Genomic DNA, 21833 nt, shown 5'->3' on the forward strand with positions numbered 1-21833 from the left:
TTCTGTATGTATTTAAATTTCGGTCTGTGAAGACGCAGACCGAGGGGTTGAGGAAATAGATTAGTGAAACGTGCTACGTCATTCCCAACTTGATCCGATGGCTATCGAATGGGAACCTTAATGCCATACCGTGCCTTTGGATTAGCTTCGATGAGCACTTCATGGTTCCCGTCTGCGCTGGAATGACGCGTCTTGTTGAATTGAACGTAAATATTTTACAACAGCGCCCTATCCAGGTGTACATAACCGCCATCTACATGAATCAGTTGGCCCGTGGTATGACTAGATTTATCTGATAATAAGAATACGGCGGTATTGGCAATTTCTTCCACAGTCGTCATTCGGTTTTCGAACGGAATTTTATCGGTGATATTTTTAAGTTTTGCATCACGATCTTCAAAAGAGTTTATCCATTTCTCGTATAACGGAGTCCAGGCTTCGGCAACAATAATGGCATTTACACGGATGCTAAACGGTAATAGTTCTACCGCCCACTCACGTGTTAAAGCGTTTCTGGCGCCGTTTGATGCTGCATAACCAGATGTTCCGCCTTGCCCGGTTTCTGCAGTTTTGCTCCCAATATTTAAAATTGAACCTTTGCTTTGCTTTAGCGAAGGAAGGGTATATTTGGCCAAAAGATAATAATGCACCACGTTTTTATGTAGCGATTCCATAAAACTCTCGTAGGTTCCACTCTCCAAACCTACACCATCATTAACGCCTGCATTGTTTACTAAGCCATCAATTCTACCATACTTGGTCAAGATGGCATCAATAATGTTTTTACAGTGATCGGGTAGGGTAAGCTCAGCGGTGAAATAATCAGCTTTTAAACCTAAATCTGTTATTTCCTGAAGCATTTTTACGTTATCAGTTTCGCTACGGCCAATAATGATCGGGAAAGCATTTTCAATAGCCAGGGCTTTAACAATTGCCCCGCCGATGCCTTTTGCTCCACCACTTACCAGGATTATTTTGCCGTTTAAATTTAAATTCATATTTGGTTATGTTTTTATTTTGTTTTTTACCACATAGGACGCAGAGTTTTTCACAGAGAACACGAAGTATAATTTGGAGAGTTGCGTCATCCCAACTTGATTGGGAATGTTAATGCCAGTACCGGTGTTTTAAGATTAGCTTCGCTGAGCACTTCGTGGTTCACGCTTGGGCGAGAATGACGACTTATCTCTTGAAACTTTTCTATGCACCTCTTCCATTTTACCTCGTCCATCACCCATCCTTTATAAGCTAACCCCTCTTTTCCATGGGATAAAATCATCCTGGTTAAGCTGTACGGCTTTTGGTATTTCTTCACCACTGGCCACTTTAATACAGTATTCCAATATATCTTCGCCCATTTCGTTAATGGTTTTTTCGCCACTGATTACTGGCCCGGTATCGATATCAATAATATCACTCATGCGTTTGGCCAGAACAGAATTGGTGGCTACTTTAATGGTCGGACAAACTGGGTTTCCCGTCGGGGTACCCAAGCCGGTGGTGAATAAAATTAACGTTGCGCCGGCAGCGGCCTTACCTGTAGTGGCTTCTACATCATTTCCGGGTGTACATACTAAACTTAATCCAGGTTTGGTTGCAGGTTCGGTATAATCTAAAACATCTACAATAGGCGAGGAGCCAGCTTTACGCGCAGCACCTGCTGATTTGATGGCATCCGTAATTAAACCATCTTTGATATTTCCTGGCGAAGGATTCATATAAAATCCAGATCCAACTTTATGCGCCAGATCATCATACTCCGTCATTAAGCGGATAAACTTTTCAGCTGTTAATTGGTCAACAGACCTATCGATCATTTCCTGTTCTACGCCACAAAGTTCGGGGAACTCTGCCAATAAAACCTTCGCCCCTAATGCGACCAATAGATCTGCGCAGTAACCAACTGCTGGATTGGCTGAAATGCCACTAAAACCATCGCTGCCACCACATTTCACCCCTACACACAACTTGCTGAGCGCCGCCGCCGCGCGTTCTTGTTTATTAATAAACATCAATCCTTCAAAAGTATTGCGGATTGCATTTTGGATCAATTGCTCTTCGCTTTGCGCTTTTTGCTGCTCAAAAATTAAAAGTGGTTTGTCAAAATCTGAATCCAGTGCAAAAAGGTCGCGTTTAAAATCTGCTACCTGCAAATGCTGACAGCCTAAACTTAAAACCGTTACGCCGGCTACATTTGGGTGATGGGCATAAGCTGCTAATAACTTGCTTAAGGTGTCTGAATCCTGTCGTGTTCCGCCACACCCACCATTATGCGTCAGGAATTTAATTCCATCTACATTGTTAAAAGTACGGTTGGCCTGATTTACTTTAGGTTCAAAACTAATGTTATTAATGTCTTCTCCCTGTTCAAAAGCCTGAACCAATTTATGGGTATAAGACTTATATTTATCATCTACGGCATAACCCAATTCACTATAGAGCGATTCTTTAATAATATCGAGATTTCTGTTTTCGCAAAATACTGTAGGGATAAACAACCAGTAGTTTGCTGTACCTACTGTGCCATTTTTACGGTGATACCCCTTAAAACTGCGGTTGGCATATTTACTCACATCAGGGGCGACCCACTTATAATTAACACTACGATAAGCAAATGGCTCTGCGGCATGTTTGGTATTCTCTATAGTCATCCTCATGCCCGCTTTTACATCAAACTGCACTTTTCCAACCAAAATACCATACATCAGAACTTCATCGCCAGCTTTCATATCCTGCATAAAGAATTTATGCTTGGCTGGAATTTCATCAGCGGTAACGTAAGTATTGCCTTCGTGTAGTATTGGGGTGCTTGCTGGTAAATCTTGTAATGCAACTAAAACGTTATCAGCATTGTTAATCTTGATGACTAATTTTTTCATTATCAATTTATACTTCTAAACTTATTTCTTTTTCGATATGATTGGGTTTCCATCCTTTCCAGCCAAAGTAGAAAACCACTAAGAAGCATAAAAAAGGTACCAGGTATCCATATTGGATGTTATGGGTAGCGTCTGATATCAAACCTAAAACCGGAGGTAAAAATGCACCTCCCACAATAGACATTACAATTAATGAAGAACCCAGTTTTGTATCTTTGCCCAAGCCTGCTATGCCTAGCGAGAATATGGTCGGAAACATAATCGACATAAAAAAGGCAACACCTATTAAAGCGTAAACAGTAATCATTCCGCTTCCAAAAATGGATAAAAGGGTAAGCACAGCACTGATTAAGGCATACAACATCAAGAGTTTATGCGGCGCTACAAATTTCATAAACACGGTGCCAACAAACCTGCCAATCATAAAAGCCAAGCCTGCTGCACCAGCGTACCATTTAGCTTCATCCTGACTTATACTTGCTGATGAGGTTACGAAACTGATAAACAAACTTAATACGCAAACCTGGGCACCTACATAAAAAAACTGACCAATAATTGCCCAACGCAAATGGCTATGGCCTAATACATGGCGAAAACTACTTTTTTCCTGAACATGTTCTTCTTCCTTAATATCTGGAAGCTTGGTGAAAATGAATAAAATAGCCACCACAATAATTAGGATGCCTAAAATTAAATATGGTGCTTTAACCGTCGACGCTTCTTCGAGCATATAAGCCTGTTTTTCTAAAGGCAGCATTTTCGCCAATTGGGCATCGGTATATTTTACTTCGGTAAAAATAAATTTACCTCCAAGTACAGGAGCTACAAAAGCCGCAAAACCGTTAAAAGATTGGGAGAAATTTAAGCGCTGTGTAGCGGTTTCTGGTGGCCCGAGCACAGTAACATAAGGGTTTGCAGCTGTTTCCAGAAAGGTTAAGCCACATGCAATAATAAAAAGTGCACCTAAGAAAAATATATATTGTGCGGTATTGGCCGCCGGTATAAATAATAAACAGCCAATGGCGAATAAAACCAATCCCAAAATAATACCGCTTTTATAACCGTATTTGCGCATGATGTAGCCTGCGGGTAATGCCAATAAAAAATAGGCGATAAAAACAGATGAATCGACCAGGGTTGATTCGAAAACATTCAGCTGGAATGCTTTACGTAAATGTGGAATCAATATCGGATCGAGATTATGGACAAATCCCCAAAAGAAAAACAGACTGGTCACTAGAATTAAGGGAAATAAATATCCCTTTCCATTTTTTGGCTGGTCGGAGACTTTAAAGTTTGTGGGTGTAATTTGGCTCATGTTTATTTGGTTATAAATGGTTTAAGCAGGTGTTGCTAAAATAAAAATAGTTAAACTTCTGGAAACCTTAAGCATCAACTTTCAATCGCGCTAGACAAGAATAAATAATCCAGCTTTTATCAGCTATTTCTGGTGAGTTGCGGCTTTACAAATTAAACCGTTCAGCGGTAATAAAAATTTAACTTTATCATCTAATTATTAAATGATATTAGCTTGATTTTTTACATTGTAAATTAATTTTGCATATTAGATTGATTTTTTAAGATTTTATGAAACCGCATTTACTCAATGTATCTACTAATTCTGTAGATTCTTTTAGCGCCCGAAGAGATGTTATGCCGGATGTAAATAACCGTTGGCATTACCATTCTGCGTTAGAATTGATCTATATTAAAAAAGGCAGAGGCACGCAGTTTATTGGCGATAGTATCAAAAATTTTAAGGAGGGTGATGTAGTTTTGCTGGGGAGCAATCTGCCGCATTACTGGCGTTTTGACCCGGAATTTTTTGATGGAAAAATCTGTGAGCCGGTTGATGTTTATGTGATTCATTTTAAAGAAGATTTCTTGGGAAGGGATTTTATGGAGCTTCCCGAAAATCAGGAACTTAAAAAAGTTTTGCTCCAGTCCACACAGGGAATTCAGCTGCATGGATTTTCAAAAGAAAAAATTGCTGGCTTAATGCCTCAGATGATTACCGCAAAGGGCACAATAAGGATTATCAAGATACTCGAAGTATTAACAGAGATAGCCAATTGCGAAGAACGAAGCACATTGGTTTCGCTAGGTTTTAAACCAAACTTCTTGGAGAACGAAAAAGACCGGATCCAATCTATTTATAATTATACCATAAGCAATTATAAAAATAAGATTGAACTTAAGGAAATTGCTGCAGTAGCTAAAATTAGCCCCAATTCTTTCTGTAAATTCTTTAAAACCAAAAGTAGGAAAACCTATACGCAGTTTCTGAATGAGATTAGAGTAGGGCAGGCCTGCAAATTATTGATCGAAAACAACCTAACCGTAAAAGAAATCTGTTATGATTGTGGGTTTTACAATTTTACCAGTTTTCATAAATATTTTAGGGAAATAACGGGTAAAACACCGTTGAAATATCAGCAGGCTTTTTCTAAGCAATAATATCTGTTAATGAATTCAATTTTAAAAATTAACAACCTTTTTGAAAATATTTGCAATGCTATTAACGTTAAATACATTATACTGTTTAGTGCATCTTTAAATAACGTTCTTGCGTTTGATTGATCTCAATAGCAAGGTATGTTGAAACTTATTTTGATATTTATGCGTTTATAGCTTAAATTTGTACCCTAACCAAATTATTTTATGAGCGATATCTCTAATCCGAAACCAAAAGAGAAAGGTGAATGGATAGACAATGACCATAATAGCCTTAATGATCCTTATAAGAATAGTCCTAAACCCAAATTTGAAGGATGGCCGATTTTATGGATCCTCATTGCTATATTTTTAATTGCTGCAGTTTTATGGTATACAGGAGCTGCTCCCTATTTAATTAAATGGCTGGCAAATAAATAAGATAATTTTATAAACGTTGAATACAGATTTGGCGTAGGTATTTCATTCTCGAAAAAGCTATCTTTTAACTTGAAGGGAGACGTTAATTTGGATGACGGAAATAAATTAATCAAAATTTTTCATCATCGCTGGGAATCTGTTCAGCGGAGAAATGACAGTACAGCATTAATCCAAAGGAGATAATATAAAATGCCGCTGTAACTAAAAGGAATGTGCTCATAATGTTTGTTATTTGGTTAGTGTAATTATAACGTTAAGTTATCCTTAAAATGCTATGATCGTGCATTAATTTTATATAAATTATTAACATTTTCGATTTCTTATGTTGAAAACTATTTTTTTAGTTTTTTGCTTTTATGTTCGTGCTTTGTTTTTTTAATCGTTTGTTTATTTTGGCTGGAATTTATCACGGTATTGCGTCGGTGTCATACCTACAGATTTTCTAAATACTTTTCTGAATGCTTTTGGATCATTGTAGCCCGAGTTGTAAATAACCTCTGTCATTTGTTGCGCAGTTTGTTCCAGTAATTTTTTTGCAGCTTCGATACGGGTTTGCTGAAGATATTCAATAGGGGTCATGCCAATCACCTGCTTAAAGCGGCGTACAATATTTCGTCTGCTGGAAGGAATATCTTTAATCATTTCTTCAATAGTGGCTATATCCTGATAATTATTTTCGATTTTTTCCTGCGCGGAAGCAACTATATCGTCATTATGATGACGGACAGGCTGGAAAGTGCTAAAATAAGATTGGGTTATGCGGTCCATATCAATTGCGAAAATTTTGGCCACCTTAATAGCCAGATCTTTTCCGCAATGAAGCTGTAAAAGATGCAGCAATAAATGAAAAGTAGAGGTGGCGCCACCGCTTGTAAATAATCTGCCGTCTTGTGTTACCGTTTTATCAGGCTTTAAATGAACCAAAGGAAAAGCTGTAGAAAAAGCAGAACAGGCATCAACGTGTGTGGTAGCAGTTTTGCCATTCAGTAGTCCGGACGCGGCCAGTAAGAAAGCACCGGTACAAAAGGTAGCAATTTCCGCTCCGCCGGCATATTGTTTGTTTAGCCATGGAATGTACCCATTGTTGGCGTTGATGCAATCTTTTATATCGGGGCTGGCAAAAGATGGAACCAAAATTAACCCCAACTGTCCCGTGCTTTCCAGATGTACGCGTGGATGTGTACTGAAACTATAATGGGTATCGCCCAGGGTAATTAAACTAATATTGAATGGGACTTCAAGTTCATCTTTTTTATAAAAACCATTCACAGTATCAAATACATCTAAAATAGCTGCTATGCTTAATAATCTGAAGTTTTGGGGCATTAAAACACCTACTTGCATCATTTGGTTAAAATTTAGGTATCGTAAATATATAAAATTTGTCTTAAATGCCCCTCAAGATTGACTTCTACGGCAATGATGTTCATTTGAATTAACCATTAACTTTATTTCAAGTTAATTACCTGATGAATAATGATATGAAAATTACGCCAACAAGTAGCAGGATGTATGGTTTTATGGTGCTCTACGAAATGCACACAGATTTTTTATTGAGGGCTTTAGCTGGCATAGACCAAAAAGATGCCCAAAAAAGATTAGAAACTAAAGCGAATCATATTGCATGGATTACAGGTAGCGTGATACACAGCCGGTACTTTTTGGCTAAATCATTCAGCATTAGCCTGCCTTCTGTAACTGATGAGCTTTTTGAAAATAACAAAGGAATTATGGATGATGCCAATTATCCGCCGTTAGTAGATCTTATTAAAGACTGGCAAGAGATTACCCCTCTTTTACAGGAAGTTTTAACAACAGCTACAGATGAAAAACTGGAAGAAAAATTTGTTATGCCTGAAATGGAAATCACATTGTTCGACATGATTGGTTTTAGCAGCTATCGCGAAGCCAATTGTATCGGACAGATTGCCCTTTGGCGAAGATTATTGGGCTACCCTGGAATGAATTATATGTAACTTATGGAAAAGGTAATGAAAGAAGCCGAAAAAATATTATCGGCATTAGAAAACACGCTATCAAAATTTGATACCACATGGATTAATACTGTTCCATTTGAAGGAAGCTGGACCGCCGGTCAATTGGCAGAACACGTGATTTTAGCAAATTCGGGCTTTTTGCAGGTTATAAATGGTCCGATAACTGAAACAGATAGACCAGCAGATATGATGGTAGCACAAATTAAAAATGATTTGTTAAATTTTAACATCAAGTTCCGTTCTCCTGATGAGATTTACCCTCAAGTTGCGGTGTATAAACAGCAAGAATTATTGGCGCGCTTAAAAGAAATCAGAAATGGAATTTCAATTGCAGCAAGCAGTCTGGATTTGACCAAAACCTGTAGCGTATTCAAATTGCCTGTTTATGGCTTTCTGACCAGATTGGAGGCCATTTATTTTGCGATTTACCATACACAGCGACATGAGCATCAATTAGAAAAGATGTATAGGGCGTTGGACACAAATTGATTTTTTTTTAACTAAATTTATGAGAAACAACAGGTTGGAGCTATTAAATCCATACATCGGCAAATGGAAAACAGAAGGTTTAACAAAATCAGGAGACGTAATTACCGGAACTGACACCTATCAGTGGGTTGATGGAGGCTTTTTTTTAAAACGTCAGGTTGATGTGATGTTCGGAAATAAAACGATCCAATCATTAGAAATTACACATTATGATGATATGGAAGATGTTTTTAGATCGCAATCTTTCGATAATGCGGGCTGCATTTCAATATCTACCCTTAAAATTTATGATGATATCATTTTAATATTTGCTGATGCCGAAAGATTTAAGGGAAATTTTAAAACCCATACGATTGAAGGCACATGGGAGCAATTTGATGGTAAAAACTGGGTGCAGTGGATGGATGTAACGTTGACGAAGATTTCCATGTAACGTCTGGCTGAACTTGTTTCATCATCTTAACTAAATGGATCCTGGAAAAAGTTCAGGATGACGAGCGTTCGTCACAATAACATAATAGCAAAACAAATCATAACAAACCCTAAAAGGATTAAAACAACAAAAAATGGCAACACTTAACACGTATTTAAATTTTAACGGAAACACCGAAGAAGCATTCAACTTTTACAAGTCAGTTTTTGGCGGCGAATTTTTGGTATTGCAACGTTATAAAGATTCACCAGGTTGCGAAGGCATGCCTTTGAGCGATCAGGAAAAGTTGATGCACATTGCTTTACCCATAGGCGGTAATATTTTAATGGGTACCGATATAACCAATCCGATGCCACCAGCAACATTTGGTACCGGCATTTCACTTTCAATCGATGCCACCAGCGAAGACGAAGCCAAACGTTTATTTAATAGTCTATCAGCAGGAGGTACTGTAACTATGGCGCTAGAAAAAACTTTTTGGAATGCGCTTTTTGGTATGGCTACAGATAAATTCGGCATTCAATGGATGGTGAACTATGATTATAAGTAGGAGGGGGAGTCTGGAGTCCGTAGTCGTGGGTCTTTAGTCCAGGATTAGCAATATAACAATGATCAAATACCATGATTGATCTACCAATGAACTATCAACAATAAATAAATAGACCATTAAGAAGTTAATGGTGTTAAGGCTTTATTAATTGTTATAACTTATTTGGCTATCAATCTATAAGCAAAAGAGGCAGTTTAAAATTCCGCATCTATTATTAATTAGTTCAATGTTCAATCACCAATAAACTAATGACTAATGAACTAATGACTAATAAACTAATGACCAATGAACTAATGACCAATGGACTAATGACCAATTGAACAAATAAATTTTACTATTTTTAAATATAAAACCAAAAATTAAACCATATGAAAATTGCAGTAATTGTTGTACGCGTACTTCTGGCCGCCATGTATCTTTTTGCTTCTGTAAGCTTTTTTCTCCACTTAATGCCGAAAGCACCAGAAATGACAGCGGCTCAAACCACATTTATGTCGGGCGTAATGGCATCTGTTTATTTAATGCCCTTAATTAAAGCCACCGAGTTAGTTGGTGGAATACTCTTGCTTATTAACCGTACTGCGCCATTGGCTGCATTGATCATTTTTCCGGTCACACTAAACATTTTCCTGTATCATGCATTTTTAGGTCCTAAAGATTTACCCCTGGTTGGTGCAATGCTTATATTTAATTTATTTCTTTTTTATGCCTATCGCGCCAAGTATCTGCCCATCGTTTCAAAGTAATTTTAAAGTTTTTTAAAATTCTCATACTTTTTCTCTTTATTTAGTGTTTCGATATAAGGTGTAATGATTATCTTTAAAAACTAACTAGAAATAAAAAAATATGAGAAAATTCCCATTTTTAATGCTGCTCTTTGTAGCCATATCGTTTTCTGCTTTTGCGCAGAACAAAGATGCAATTGTAGGCAAATGGCTTAATCCATCGGGCGAAGGACAAATAGAAATCTATAAAAAAGGTGATAAATTCTATGGTAAACTGGCCTGGATAAAAGAGCCAAACATAAACGGCAAGCCAAAACTGGATGTTAAAAATCCTGACGAAAGTTTGCAAAAGCGTCCTTTGTTAAATCTGGAAATATTAAAGAATTTTGTTTATGATGACGGCAAATGGACTGATGGAACTATTTATGATCCTAAAAGCGGTAAAACGTATAGCTGTAATATGAGCTTAAAAGGTGCTGATGTGTTAAATATCCGCGGATATATAGGTATTTCACTTTTAGGCCGATCTGAAACTTTTAGACGGGTAAAATAATTTATAAATGAAGAAAATTTTATGGTGCCTTTTATGGGCACCTTTTTTTTGCGCGGCGCAGTCGTATTCTATAAAACCGCTGAATGAGCATGCTAAAACCAGCTTACGCGGACTAAGTGTGGTATCCGATCAGGTTACCTGGGTAAGCGGGAGTAATGGGGCAGTTGGTAAAACTACAGATGGCGGTATCACCTGGAAATGGGTAAACCCGAAAGGTTACGAAAAAATCGATTTCAGGGATATTGAAGCCTTTGATGATAAACAGGCCATTGTTGTAGGTATTGCCTCGCCAGCTTATATCCTAAAAACCATTGATGGAGGAGAAACCTGGACAGAAAATTATAAAAATGTAGATTCAGCAATATTTTTGGATGGTTTAGGTTTTTGGGATAAAAATAAAGGAATCATTTTTGGCGATCCCATAAATGATAAAATGCAATTGCTTAAAACGGTTGATGCAGGCAAAAGCTGGCAGGATATTTCGAAAAGTCTGAAAATCAACCTGACGAAAGGAGAAGCTGGTTTTGCAGCCAGTGGAACAACTATCAAAACATTACCTGGAGGTAAAACCTGGATTGCAACGGGGGGTATGGTTTCTAACGTTTACTTTTCTCCGGATTATGGACAAAGCTGGCAGGTATTCAAATGTCCGATTTTACAGGGCGAGGGAAGTACAGGCCCTTTCTCTATTGATTTTTTTAATGAAAAAACGGGTATAGTTGTTGGCGGTAATTATTTAAAGGATAAAGATAATTCGAATAATGTGCTTTTAACAAACGATGGGAGCAAAACCTGGCTAAAGCCTGCCGGACCTGTTTTAGGGTTTCGATCGGCTGTGGCTTATATTAATGCTAAAACTTTAATTGCTACAGGTACTTCAGGCACTGATATTTCTACCGATGGCGGTCAGCACTGGAAACAGATTTCAGATAAGAGTTTTAATGCTGTTCAAAAGGCTAAAAAAGGCAAAGCAGTTTTGTTAGCTGGCAATAATGGCGTAATCTATCAGTTAGATGCCGCCAATTAATATTAGGCTTCGAATATGTAACAATTTTAATAACTGCCATTCTAACATTAAAACAATAATTTAAATAGCAGAAATGATAAAATTTTGTTTCTTTGCTGTTAACTAAAACTTTAATTTTAAACATACACACAATCGCTCGATGGATTTTTTGCACACAATTTTAGGGGATGATATACAAGCTGGATTATTAATTATTTTGAATTTAATTGTAATCGAGAGTTTATTATCGGTTGATAATGCTGCTGTTTTGGCAACCATGGTAATGGATCTGCCTAAATCGCAGAGAGAAAAAGCACTAAAATATGGCATTATCGGTGCTTATGTTTTCAGGGGTATCTGTTTATTCCTGGCAGCGTGGTTAGTTAAAATCTGGTGGTTAAAACCACTTGGCGGTTTATACTTATTATATCTTGCTTTCGATTATTTTAGAAAAAAGAACAATAAAAAGAATGAGGAAGAAGAGGAAGTAGATAAAAGCAAAAGCTGGATCTATAAATCTACTGTTGGCCTGGTGGGTACTTTTTGGGCTACTGTTGCCCTGGTAGAAGTGATGGACTTAGCTTTCTCTATTGATAACGTTTTTGCTGCGGTAGCCTTTACCGATCACATCTGGTTAATTTATATTGGTGTTTTTATCGGGATTCTGGCCATGCGTTTTGTGGCACAGGCTTTTGTGAAACTAATGGAGAAATTTACCTTTTTAGAAACCGTAGCCTTTATCGTAATCGGTGTTTTAGGTATTAAACTTACTTCGTCATTATTTACGCATTTTTATCCCGAATCGCCAATTTCTCATGCCATTGAAGGGGAACAAACAGATCTTTTTGTGTCTATTTTTACCGTAGCCATTTTCATTATACCCGTAATAACCTCTGTTTTGTTCAACTATCCCAAAAAGCACAAGAGTGATATTGTTATCTCGGAAGAAGCTGAAAAAGTATTGGATAAGTCGTAAATTTTACGGCTTGTCTGTCATAAATCTTACAATCAACCGCTTCTAATTATACAATCAAATGTGTAATATTAGAATTTATTAAACAGATTACGAAACAGGGTGCAATGGCTTTTTACAAACACTACTCATTCGATCTTTGGTTAACGTTGATTAAGTCTAATCCAACTTATAAGCAGGAACGGGTACAGTATTTTTTCAGAAATTTTAATAGCAAGCATAAAAGCATTGATGAAATTGCCATCACTTTCCGCCAGGTAGATTTGATGGTAAACGCCATTAATGAAAAAGCCGGTAAAAATGTGGATGCTGATGAAATGTATTTAATGATCATCAGCATGATCAATGATTACGATTTCAACTTTAGTGAGGTAGACCTTGAAGTACTCGATCAGGATATGGAACAGATCGTATTTAACCATATGCCACAACTTTACTGTACCGATTGTTTAACTGTATTGGACAAAATTAAAGATTCGGGCAAAAGCTCTACCAATATACTGAGTAACACCGGTTTTATTAAAGGTAAAACCTTAAAAAAGGTCATCGAACATTTAGGTATCGGTCAGTTTATAGATTTTCAGCTTTATTCTGATGAAGTGCGCATGTCGAAACCCAATGCTGGCTTCTTTCAGTTGATGTTAGATCGTATTGACAGAACAAAACATCCTGGATTATTGTTATCAGACGTGATCCATGTTGGAGATAATCCCCATGCCGATATCCGCGGTGCAGAAGCACTGGGGATTAATAGTATGCTGATCAATTCCAACAAATTATCTATCTTAAACCTACTCTATGATACCGTATAATTTCTCTCTTCACAAAATAGACAATACCGTCGATTTTGGCTTTAGTGCCGATGATTACAGTCGTTTTAAGTTTGGTGATGATCTGGTAGCCAGAGCTTTTGGAAAAGACCTCGCCGATGGTTTTATCAGGTATTACCTGGCCGATAATTTAATTGCCGGTCAGATTGTGGTGATTTCCAGCCCTTACAGTTTTATCCCTACGGCAACTTTTGCCATGAAAAACTATTTCGTTTGCCAGCTTAACCGTTGGCTGGTCGAAAATGGTGGTTTAGTTGTACAGGAAACGAAAGTACACAGAACCATTACCTACAAAGAAGATTATGGCGAGTTAAGTGCTGAAGAAAGACTGTCGCTCATTGGTAACGATTCATTCCATATTGATAAAGATTTTCTAACGGGTAAAACGCTGTTATTTCTGGATGATATCAGGATTACCGGAAGCCATGAGCGGATGATTTTAAAAATGGCAAAAGAGTATGGCTTAAAAAATGAAATGCATATGCTTTATTTTGCCGAACTGGTGAATAAAAACATTCATCCCAATGTAGAGAACTTCCTGAATTACCATCAGATCAAATCAATTTTTGATCTGGAAGATATTATTGATAGCGGCAATTTCAGGTTTAATACCCGCATTGTAAAATACATTTTAAATACGAATTCGAGCAGTTTTACCATCTTTTTAGAACGCCGGAGCGCCGATTTTATCAATCAGCTTTACGACCTGTCGTTAGGGAATAATTACCATACAATAGAAGCGTACGCTAAAAATTTACATCTTATAAAAGACTATATCAAAAACAACAATTATAAATTAATTTAAATATGGCTATTAATTTGCAGAAGGGGCAGCGTGAAAATATCGATGCGCCTAAATTTACAATAGGTTTAGGTTGGGATACCAACAGCTCTTCAACAGGTTCAGCATTCGATTTAGATGCTTCAATTTTTATATTAAACGACCAGAAAAAACTGATTTCTGACGAAAATTTTGTATTCTACAATAACCTGGTTTCACCAGATGGTGCTGTAGAGCATACCGGTGATAATTTAACAGGTGATGGTGACGGCGATGATGAGCAGATTAAAATTGATTTAACTAAGGCTGATGCCAAAGTAAGTGAGATCTGTGTGGTGGTAACCATTCATGATGCAGAAAGCAGAAGACAGAATTTTGGTCAGGTTAGAAATTCTTTCATCCGTATTTTCGATGCGGTAACCAATGAAGTAATTTTAAAATATGAATTAGAAGAAGATTTCTCTATTGAAACAGCTGTGGAATTCGGAAGGATTTACAAACGTGAAGGCAAATGGAAGTTTGAAGCTGTTGGCGTAGGTATGAAGGGCGGTTTACAGGATTATTTAAACAAATATCAATAATATTATGGCAATCAATCTTCAAAAAGGACAGCGCATCAGTCTGGAAAAAAGCAATGGCAGCAAACTTCAGAATGTTTGTGTAGGTATTAACTGGGGCGCTATTGAAAAGAAAGGCCTTTTCGGTTTCGGATCATCAAAAGAAGCGGTAGATTTAGACGGAAGCTGTGCATTATACAACGAAAACAAACAGCTTTTAGAGGTAGTGTACTTTGGTAACCTTAAATCTAAAAACGGTTCGGTAAAACACAGCGGCGATGATTTAACTGGCGATATGGGTGGCGATGATGGTTTAGATAACGAGATCATCACACTTGATTTTTCACAGTTGGATGCCAATGTAAATTATGTTGCCTTTGTATTAAACAGCTTTAGAGGTCATGATTTTGGTACGATTCCTTTTGCTTCCATTCGTATTTATGAAGGCACAACAAAACGTGTAAACGAGGTTTTTGCTAAATTCGACATTGCCAACGGAGCTAATTTTGCAGGTCACGTATCAATGGTAATGGGTGTTTTTTATAAGAAAAACGGCGAATGGAAATTTAATGCCATTGGCGAACCAACTAAAGATAGAAAATTGGAAGATACCGTTAAAACCGTGACTCAAAACTATTTATAAGCCGTAAAAGCTGGTCATAAATCAAACTATGGAAACCAACCCAAACGTTACTCAGGACCTTACTCCGGTTAAACTGGATAAGGACGGAAATGTTGACCTCGAAAAAATAACAGCCGAGGAAACAACCAAATATAAGGAAATTGGAAAATCGCTAGAACCATCGGATGTAAATTCGATTCTGAATTATGGAAGCGATGCCCAAAACTCCATGGAGAAATACAGTAATGATTTTTTATCATCTGTACGTACCTACAACAGTGGCGAAGTTGGTGGTTTAATTAACGAGCTGCTAACCGAACTAAATTATATCGATGTATCTGAATTGGAACAGAGCGGCTTTAAGAGTTTTATCTCGAGGATTCCATTCTTGAAAAATTTAGTGGTTGATGTGAAGAAGCTTTTCCAGAAATATGATGTGGTGGTTAATAATATTGATAAAATTACCAACAAAATAAAAGCTGGAAGATTAAACTCAATCAAAGATAACAGCTCGCTGCAAACCATGTTCGATAGCAACGTTGGGTATATCCACCAGATGGAAGAACTGATTATTGCCGGACAGTTAAAGTATAACGAACTGAGTATCAAACTGGCCGAAATGGAAGGTCGCCCGGCCGATTACCAGGATTATGAAATTGCCGATTTAAGGGATTTTATTAGTCGATTGGATAAAAGACTGGCCGATATGAAGATTGTACGTTTTATTATGTTGCAATCTTTAGCACAGATCCGTGTGGTGCAGAACAACAATACTTCCATTGCAGAAAAAGCACAGTCGATAGTTTCTACCACCATTCCGGTATGGAAAAACCAATTGACTATTGCGGTTGCTTTACAAAGGCAAAAGGCCAATGTAGAGATGCAGAAGAAAATTTCGGATACCACCAATACTATTTTGCAGAAAAACGCAGAGATGCTAAAACAAAACAGTATTGATGTAGCCAAAGAGAATGAAAAAACAGTAGTATCTTTGGAAACCTTGAAACGAACCACTTCATCGCTGATTGAAACCCTTAACGAAGTGAAACAGATCCATGAAGTAGGTGCACAGAGTAGAAGAGTGTTAGATGGCGAACTTAAAACTTTGGAAGCAGAGTTAAAAAAGAACGTAACGAGGGTGAATTAATTAAAATATGGATGAATACCGTTTAAATATTCTCAAAAAATCAAGCGCAGAGATCAACCGTTTACAGTTGCTCTCTGTGTTTTTTGATGATGAGGTGATTTACAAAATTTACCTGCGGAGCCAGGTTATTCATCAACTTTTTGCCAATAATGAAGAACTGGAAATAGAAAAATTAGATCTTTTTCATCTTCAATTTACCGATAGTGTAATCGAACTGCTCAGAAAGATTAAAAAGAGCAATGAGAAAAATGTATCCCTTATCTATGATGAAATTGATCTGAATGAAGAATTGATTGATCGAATGGCAGGGTCGCTCGTTGATCAGAAAAGTTTTCAGCAGGATAAGCAAAAACAGTCGCTTAAAATTAACTTATCGCTTCGGAAGCTTTTCAGCGTACTGTCTGATCTGAGTTCAGATTTTCCCTTTTCAAAAAACATCAACGTTTTTAGTTCCAAATATGCTAACGGTTTTTATTATGATCTCACTACGGATCAATTTTCGAAACTGATTGATCTTCAGGATAAACAAGTATACACGAATGTTTATGCCACCATTGAGAAAAAATTAATGGGCAAACTTTGTAAGAACGATTTCCGGACCGAGTTTTATATTGGTTTAAAAGCTGGAGAACTGGTGATTGAAGTTTATAAATTTTTAGATGAAGATTATTACTACCTGTTCTTTCCAAGCAGAAACCTATTCCTGTTTTGCGATCTCACTATTTTAAAAGACCTGGACATGACAAATAACCTTTCAGAACGGGAGCGGATTGTACAGGAACTGCAGTATAAAAACGATAAATTAAAAAGTAACGCTGCTGTTTTAAAAACTGCCATTCCGAATGAAGTTGCCCAATTATTGGAAGATAGTTATGGTAAAATATCGGATATCAATTTCCTGAATCACCTCAATAATTTTGATGTTCAGTCGAATATTTTAAAGACGATGTTGAAGACGGATCTGTTTTAAGGTTTTGGTTGATTTCGTTAAACCGACACGATCGTCATGCTGAATTTATTTCAGCATCTTTACCACAATAGACCCTGAAATAAATTCAGGGTGACGACTTTAGGTTTTAAACTTGAATTTTTCTTGTAACGATGAGATCCTATCGTGTCAATACCGCCAATTTATGTTTAAACAAGTCAATGGTCCTGTTCCAGGCCAGTTTTGCTGCGGCTTCGTTATATCTGGTTGGGGAAGTATTGTTGTTAAATGCATGATTTACGCCATCATAGATGTAAATTTTGTAATTAATTTTATTGTCTTTTAAAGCCTGCTCGTAAGCTGGAATTCCGGCATTAATCCTTTCATCTAAACCAGCGTAGTGAAGCATTAAACTCGCTTTAATTTTAGGCATCGGCAGCATTTGCCTGCGCCCCGTAATAAGCTACTGCGGCTTGCAGTTTAGGATCATTAACCGCTAATTTATTCGCCATTCCACCGCCCCAGCAAAAGCCAACACAGCCTACTTTGCCGTTGCCATCTTTTCTCTTTCGTAAATAATCAAGTCCCCTTAAATAGTTCTGCAGGTTTTTTTCAGGATCTAATTTACCAATCAGCTCGCGTGCTTGATCTTCATCAGCTGGCGTTCCTCCAAGCGGTGAAAGGGCATCAACACCCACAGCCAGAAAACCTTCGGCGGCAATACGTTTGGTTACATCAATAATATGTGGATTTAAGCCTCTGTTTTCATGGATAACCAATATACAGCCCAAATTCTTTTTACCTTTCGGCTTAGCTAAAACTGCTTTCATTTCACTTTCAACACCTGTGTAGGTGATATTCTCCACTTCGATATCATCACGGTTAAAATCTGCAGCAGCGGCATAATTATTCTCCAGCATAGGCAGGATAGTCATGGCTAATGCTGTGCTGCCAGCCATAATGGCCAGCTTTTTCATAAAATCTTTTCGGCTTAGCTCACTGTGGGTATACTCATCGTACAGGTTAATTATTTTCTGGTCCATCTTATTAATTTTTGAATTGCTATACAAGATAAAAAAGCATGTTGAGATTTAAGACCGCATTGCCTAAAAGTTACAATACATGTCTTCCCATTTTTTGATCAACGCCACACGGTGTTTCGTATATCGGGGGGTTAAAAAAACATTTGACCAATCGTCGTAATTGTCGTAAAAGAATTTTAAAAAGAAAATATGAAAGGTAATACCCAGATAAGGAATGGCTTTTAATTCATCCGCAGTTAATGGCCTAACTTTTTGGTAGGCATTTAAAAAAGTATCGAAATCCTTTTCTGCCTGTTCTTTGGAAATTAGGTTATTCAGCTGATGGAAGAAATAGTGGTTAAGGAACGACATTAAGTCGTTAATTAGGTAACCTTTTCCTGCAAAATCGAAATCAAAAAAGGTTATTTTCCCCTGTTCATCAAAGTGGAAATTTTTAGGAAAGAAATCATAGTGGCAATAGCCATAACTGAATGTTGAAGTATCGAATTCCTTAAACTTTTCAACTACTTTTTCTGAAATGCGCTTTAAATATTCATATTCTTCTTTCATTTCTGAAAAATGAACCTCTAGGTCTTTTAAGGGCTCAAATAAAGTAGTTTCGAAATTGAATACCGGCCTTGGGTTGTTCAGGTTTATTGATGAAGTACTTTGGTGCAATTTAGCCATATCATGTCCCAACTGAACGAGGTGCCGGTCCTCGAGGTCTAAAACTACTTTCCCCTCTGCAAAAGAAAATAGGATTCCATTTCTTAAACCCTCAATAGCATTAAACTGTTGAATCTGTTTTCCTTCGACATCCCTGATTGGATAAGAAACTGAATTTCCATTTGCGCTTAAAATGTTTAGCAATTCCACTTCAGCTTCAATTTCGTTGCGCTTACGGTGCGCATCGCGGTAAATTTTGAAGATATATTTCCGGCTCAGATTTTCCAGAATATAGGTGTCACTTACATTTCTGATGAGTAACCGGCAGGTCGTAGACCGATCTAACTGATAAGTGTCAATTAAATAATCTTTTAAAGCGGCGGCAGATAACGTGGAATATTGTGCGGGGAATAAATGCTGCATGGAAATATAGGTTTAGGGGCGCTAAATATAAATTTTTTAGCCGGGATCTTATCCTTACTCTTGAAATACGAATGAAATGGGCACTTTTTAATCCGCTATATCAAGCAACTGTTTAATGGTGCCCTTGTAACTTTTACCGATAGGAACCTCCTGACCATTTTTAAGCACAATGGTGTTGCCCTCTAAATAGTCTACATATTTTTTGTTAAGCATAAAAGATTTATGGATTCGGATGAAATCTGTTGACAACTGGTCTTCAAAACTGGCCAACGTTCTAGGTGTTAGTAGAAAATCACTGTTTTTCCAAACTTTTACATAGTTACCGAGACTTTCCAGATATTGTATTTCGTCTATTTTGATCAGAATGTGCTTTTTGTCAACCTTGATGGCGATTTGTCTATTGTTTTTTTGCGCTGTTTTTTCAATTTCGAAAGATTTAATCGTTTGCTTATTAAGGTTGTGCAATTCAAGTGCACGGTTAACGGCTTTTAAAAAACGGTCGAACCTGAAGGGTTTTAAAAGATAATCGCAAACGGCCAGGTCAAAACCCGCTAAAGCATATTCTTCGTACGCAGAGGTTATAATCACAAGAGGTTTATGCACTAAAGTCCTTAAAAAATCCAGACCATTTAGTTTTGGCATCCGGATATCCAGGAAAATGAGATCTACTGGTTGTTTACTTAAAAAATCTGATGCTGCTGTAGCGCGGTAACAGTTTCCAACGATGTTAATAAAAGGAATATCTTTTGCATATTCAGTAATTATACCATGTGCAAGCGGTTCATCATCTATTATCAAACAACGTAAGCTCATGTTAGCTGGAGTTTAAGTTCTGCTTTAAAGATATGATCAATTGAAGTGATATGCAATGTATAGCGGTTAGGATAAAGTAATTCGAGTCTCTTTCTTAAATTACCAATCCCAATCCCCTTATGATCAGTATTTTCGTTAGGATCAAAGGAATTTTCGCAAGAGAAAAAGAGAACGGTTTGGTTAGCGGTTAGCATTAGTTTCAAAGAAGCTTCGTCTTCAGCAGGTTCAATACCATGTTTAAATGCATTCTCTACAAATACAATCAGCAGAAGAGGAACGATCTCAATCTGATCATCGGTAACCTCCTTATTAAATTCAAAATGTAAGTTTTTTTGCAAACGGATTTGTTGCAATTGAATGTAATCATTAATGTAATCAATTTCCTGCGAAAGCTTAACTGATTTTTCCTGCCCTTTATAAATGGTATAGCGCATCAGTTCTGATAATTGTAAAATACTGTCGGGCGTTTTAGCTGATTTTTGCAAACTTAAAGCATAAAGGTTGTTCAACGTATTAAAGAAAAAATGAGGATTAAGTTGTTGTTTTAATAAGTCAAGTTCATGTTGCGATTTTTCCTTCTCTAAAGAAAGGATTTTGTTGTTCTGTTTGCCCCATTGCAGTGCCAAAACTACCGGTAAACTGATGAGCATAATAGCAAAGGCGCCTAATGCATTTTCAAGTTCGAATGGATTGGTTTCGAAAATGTTCCGACCGAAAACCGTATTAATGGGTAGTGAAATTAATAATTGAGCCAATAGGGGATACAGCAAGGCAAGGGTTGTAGAAAGTGCTAACAGATAAATAAGCAGTCCTTTTTCTTTGAGGATTTTAGATACCAGTAAACGGCTATTGATCAGAAAAAGCAGGTATCCACAGAGGTACATGATTAGAAATTGCAAAAAGAAGCCTAAAAATGTTCCAACATTAAACCAAAGCGCTTTTAAGCTGAATTCAAAACCTACTAAACGGAAACCATTTCGTTGGTAAATGGGGTTGTCTAAACTTGAAACGGCCATTATGGAAATGGTTGCAGCAAGTAGAATAATGGTGATGAGTACTGCATGTTCCAGGCCAATTTTTTTGATCCATTTAATATGCTTCACTTTTTTCTGGTAATAATGATTGGCAATTAATATCATTTCGAGGGAAGTTGCTGCCAAAGCTGTTGAAATAAAAACAGTATGGCTAAGCTTCGCAATTTGCAGGTAAAATGCTAGATCGGTAAAAAGCGGAAGCAGGATAAAGAAGCAAATGCACCAGTAGGCAACGTATCGATTTCGGGTTAAGATGTTTTTTAGTGTGGCTTTAAGAAAAGAAAAAACAAGTACAGGGAGCAAACAAAAACCCAAAGCCAAAATACAGCTGGCATAGTTAAGCCAAATATTGCTGGTTAAATGGTAAGTATTAAATATGGCTATCCATAATAACAGGCCAATATTTAGGGAAAAATCCTGGTATTTATAATTAAAGTTCTTGGTATTAAGCATTTTGTTAACTTATAATAGGAGTAAAATTGTCAATCCTGAGGATAATTTATGATATAAAAATCAATATGATTGCCAGAT

25 protein-coding genes are annotated in these 21833 nt (G+C 37.1%); 16 read left to right on the forward strand and 9 right to left on the reverse strand.

The genetic code is table 11. The features are described 5' to 3' along the window. Positions 1–215: 215 nt before the first annotated feature. The 3 genes from BLR60_RS20030 to fucP all read right to left on the reverse strand — a co-directional run bounded on the left by BLR60_RS20030 (position 216) and on the right by fucP (position 4197). Complete coding sequence (locus BLR60_RS20030; protein ID WP_090503095.1) at positions 216–998, reverse strand: L-fucose dehydrogenase; 783 nt, start codon at positions 996–998, stop codon at positions 216–218. A 243-nt stretch (positions 999–1241) separates the two neighbouring features. Beyond that, positions 1242–2879, reverse strand: coding sequence for a UxaA family hydrolase (locus BLR60_RS20035; protein ID WP_090503096.1), 1638 nt, complete (start codon positions 2877–2879; stop codon positions 1242–1244). A gap of 7 nt (positions 2880–2886) precedes the next feature. Then, positions 2887–4197: an L-fucose:H+ symporter permease gene (gene fucP, locus BLR60_RS20040; RefSeq protein ID WP_090503097.1), complete on the reverse strand. Its 1311-nt coding sequence runs from the start codon at positions 4195–4197 to the stop codon at positions 2887–2889. Between the two features lie 269 nt (positions 4198–4466). Between fucP and BLR60_RS20045 the strand changes: the two genes are divergently transcribed. Together BLR60_RS20045 and BLR60_RS20050 are read left to right on the forward strand one after the other, a co-directional pair. Continuing rightward, the gene (locus BLR60_RS20045) at positions 4467–5336 is read left to right on the forward strand and encodes an AraC family transcriptional regulator (protein WP_090503098.1); all 870 of its coding nucleotides are present in this window, start codon (positions 4467–4469) and stop codon (positions 5334–5336) included. 204 nt (positions 5337–5540) lie between these two features. Further along, complete coding sequence (locus BLR60_RS20050; RefSeq protein WP_090503099.1) at positions 5541–5753, forward strand: hypothetical protein; 213 nt, start codon at positions 5541–5543, stop codon at positions 5751–5753. Between the two features lie 387 nt (positions 5754–6140). Here BLR60_RS20050 and BLR60_RS20055 read toward each other — a convergent pair whose 3' ends face one another. After that, positions 6141–7100 carry a GlxA family transcriptional regulator gene (locus BLR60_RS20055; RefSeq protein ID WP_090503100.1) on the reverse strand — a complete coding sequence of 320 codons (960 nt, stop codon included), beginning with the start codon at positions 7098–7100 and terminating at the stop codon, positions 6141–6143. A 134-nt stretch (positions 7101–7234) separates the two neighbouring features. On the opposite strand from BLR60_RS20055, the gene BLR60_RS20060 reads away from it, so the two are divergent. The 14 genes from BLR60_RS20060 (at position 7235) to BLR60_RS20125 (ending at position 17386) form a co-directional block, all read left to right on the forward strand. Continuing rightward, complete coding sequence (locus BLR60_RS20060) at positions 7235–7729, forward strand: DinB family protein (RefSeq protein ID WP_090503215.1); 495 nt, start codon at positions 7235–7237, stop codon at positions 7727–7729. A 3-nt stretch (positions 7730–7732) separates the two neighbouring features. After that, on the forward strand, positions 7733–8239 hold the full coding sequence (locus BLR60_RS20065; RefSeq protein ID WP_090503101.1) for a DinB family protein: 507 nt from the start codon (positions 7733–7735) through the stop codon (positions 8237–8239). Between the two features lie 19 nt (positions 8240–8258). Next, the gene (locus BLR60_RS20070; RefSeq protein WP_090503102.1) at positions 8259–8672 is read left to right on the forward strand and encodes a hypothetical protein; all 414 of its coding nucleotides are present in this window, start codon (positions 8259–8261) and stop codon (positions 8670–8672) included. Between the two features lie 133 nt (positions 8673–8805). Next, complete coding sequence (locus BLR60_RS20075; protein ID WP_090503103.1) at positions 8806–9222, forward strand: VOC family protein; 417 nt, start codon at positions 8806–8808, stop codon at positions 9220–9222. Positions 9223–9590: 368 nt separating this feature from the next. Then, positions 9591–9968: a DoxX family membrane protein gene (locus tag BLR60_RS20080; RefSeq protein WP_090503104.1), complete on the forward strand. Its 378-nt coding sequence runs from the start codon at positions 9591–9593 to the stop codon at positions 9966–9968. A 100-nt stretch (positions 9969–10068) separates the two neighbouring features. Then, positions 10069–10500 (forward strand): DUF2147 domain-containing protein, encoded by a 432-nt coding sequence (locus tag BLR60_RS20085; RefSeq protein WP_090503105.1) that lies wholly within the window; start codon positions 10069–10071, stop codon positions 10498–10500. 7 nt (positions 10501–10507) lie between these two features. Beyond that, on the forward strand, positions 10508–11527 hold the full coding sequence (locus BLR60_RS20090) for a WD40/YVTN/BNR-like repeat-containing protein (protein ID WP_143009118.1): 1020 nt from the start codon (positions 10508–10510) through the stop codon (positions 11525–11527). Positions 11528–11723: 196 nt separating this feature from the next. After that, the gene (locus tag BLR60_RS20095; RefSeq protein ID WP_244155710.1) at positions 11724–12482 is read left to right on the forward strand and encodes a TerC family protein; all 759 of its coding nucleotides are present in this window, start codon (positions 11724–11726) and stop codon (positions 12480–12482) included. A gap of 104 nt (positions 12483–12586) precedes the next feature. After that, positions 12587–13291, forward strand: coding sequence for an HAD family hydrolase (locus tag BLR60_RS20100; protein WP_090503107.1), 705 nt, complete (start codon positions 12587–12589; stop codon positions 13289–13291). Continuing rightward, positions 13278–14114: a phosphoribosyltransferase family protein gene (locus BLR60_RS20105; RefSeq protein WP_090503108.1), complete on the forward strand. Its 837-nt coding sequence runs from the start codon at positions 13278–13280 to the stop codon at positions 14112–14114. Before BLR60_RS20100 ends, BLR60_RS20105 begins: the two co-directional genes overlap by 14 nt. A 2-nt stretch (positions 14115–14116) precedes the next feature. Beyond that, positions 14117–14671: a TerD family protein gene (locus tag BLR60_RS20110; protein WP_090503109.1), complete on the forward strand. Its 555-nt coding sequence runs from the start codon at positions 14117–14119 to the stop codon at positions 14669–14671. 4 nt (positions 14672–14675) lie between these two features. Next, positions 14676–15290 (forward strand): TerD family protein, encoded by a 615-nt coding sequence (locus tag BLR60_RS20115; RefSeq protein ID WP_090503110.1) that lies wholly within the window; start codon positions 14676–14678, stop codon positions 15288–15290. Between the two features lie 28 nt (positions 15291–15318). After that, positions 15319–16416: a toxic anion resistance protein gene (locus BLR60_RS20120; RefSeq protein ID WP_090503111.1), complete on the forward strand. Its 1098-nt coding sequence runs from the start codon at positions 15319–15321 to the stop codon at positions 16414–16416. 7 nt (positions 16417–16423) lie between these two features. Then, entirely contained in the window at positions 16424–17386 is a 963-nt protein-coding gene (locus BLR60_RS20125; protein ID WP_090503112.1) for a hypothetical protein, read from the forward strand. A gap of 139 nt (positions 17387–17525) precedes the next feature. On the opposite strand, the gene BLR60_RS25350 is transcribed toward BLR60_RS20125, so the two are convergent. The 5 genes from BLR60_RS25350 to BLR60_RS20145 all read right to left on the reverse strand — a co-directional run bounded on the left by BLR60_RS25350 (position 17526) and on the right by BLR60_RS20145 (position 21755). Further along, positions 17526–17753, reverse strand: a complete 228-nt coding sequence (locus BLR60_RS25350) for a dienelactone hydrolase family protein (protein ID WP_262502335.1) — start codon at positions 17751–17753, stop codon at positions 17526–17528. A gap of 16 nt (positions 17754–17769) precedes the next feature. Next, positions 17770–18387: a dienelactone hydrolase family protein gene (locus BLR60_RS25355; RefSeq protein WP_262502336.1), complete on the reverse strand. Its 618-nt coding sequence runs from the start codon at positions 18385–18387 to the stop codon at positions 17770–17772. 63 nt (positions 18388–18450) lie between these two features. Then, complete coding sequence (locus tag BLR60_RS20135; protein WP_090503113.1) at positions 18451–19455, reverse strand: phosphotransferase; 1005 nt, start codon at positions 19453–19455, stop codon at positions 18451–18453. Positions 19456–19542: 87 nt separating this feature from the next. Next, positions 19543–20268, reverse strand: coding sequence for a LytR/AlgR family response regulator transcription factor (locus BLR60_RS20140; RefSeq protein WP_090503115.1), 726 nt, complete (start codon positions 20266–20268; stop codon positions 19543–19545). Beyond that, on the reverse strand, positions 20265–21755 hold the full coding sequence (locus BLR60_RS20145) for a sensor histidine kinase (RefSeq protein ID WP_090503117.1): 1491 nt from the start codon (positions 21753–21755) through the stop codon (positions 20265–20267). Before BLR60_RS20145 ends, BLR60_RS20140 begins: the two co-directional genes overlap by 4 nt. Positions 21756–21833: the final 78 nt, after the last annotated feature.

Origin of the sequence: Pedobacter terrae (assembly GCF_900100705.1) — a bacterium.
GTDB classification, from domain to species: Bacteria; Bacteroidota; Bacteroidia; order Sphingobacteriales; family Sphingobacteriaceae; genus Pedobacter; species Pedobacter terrae.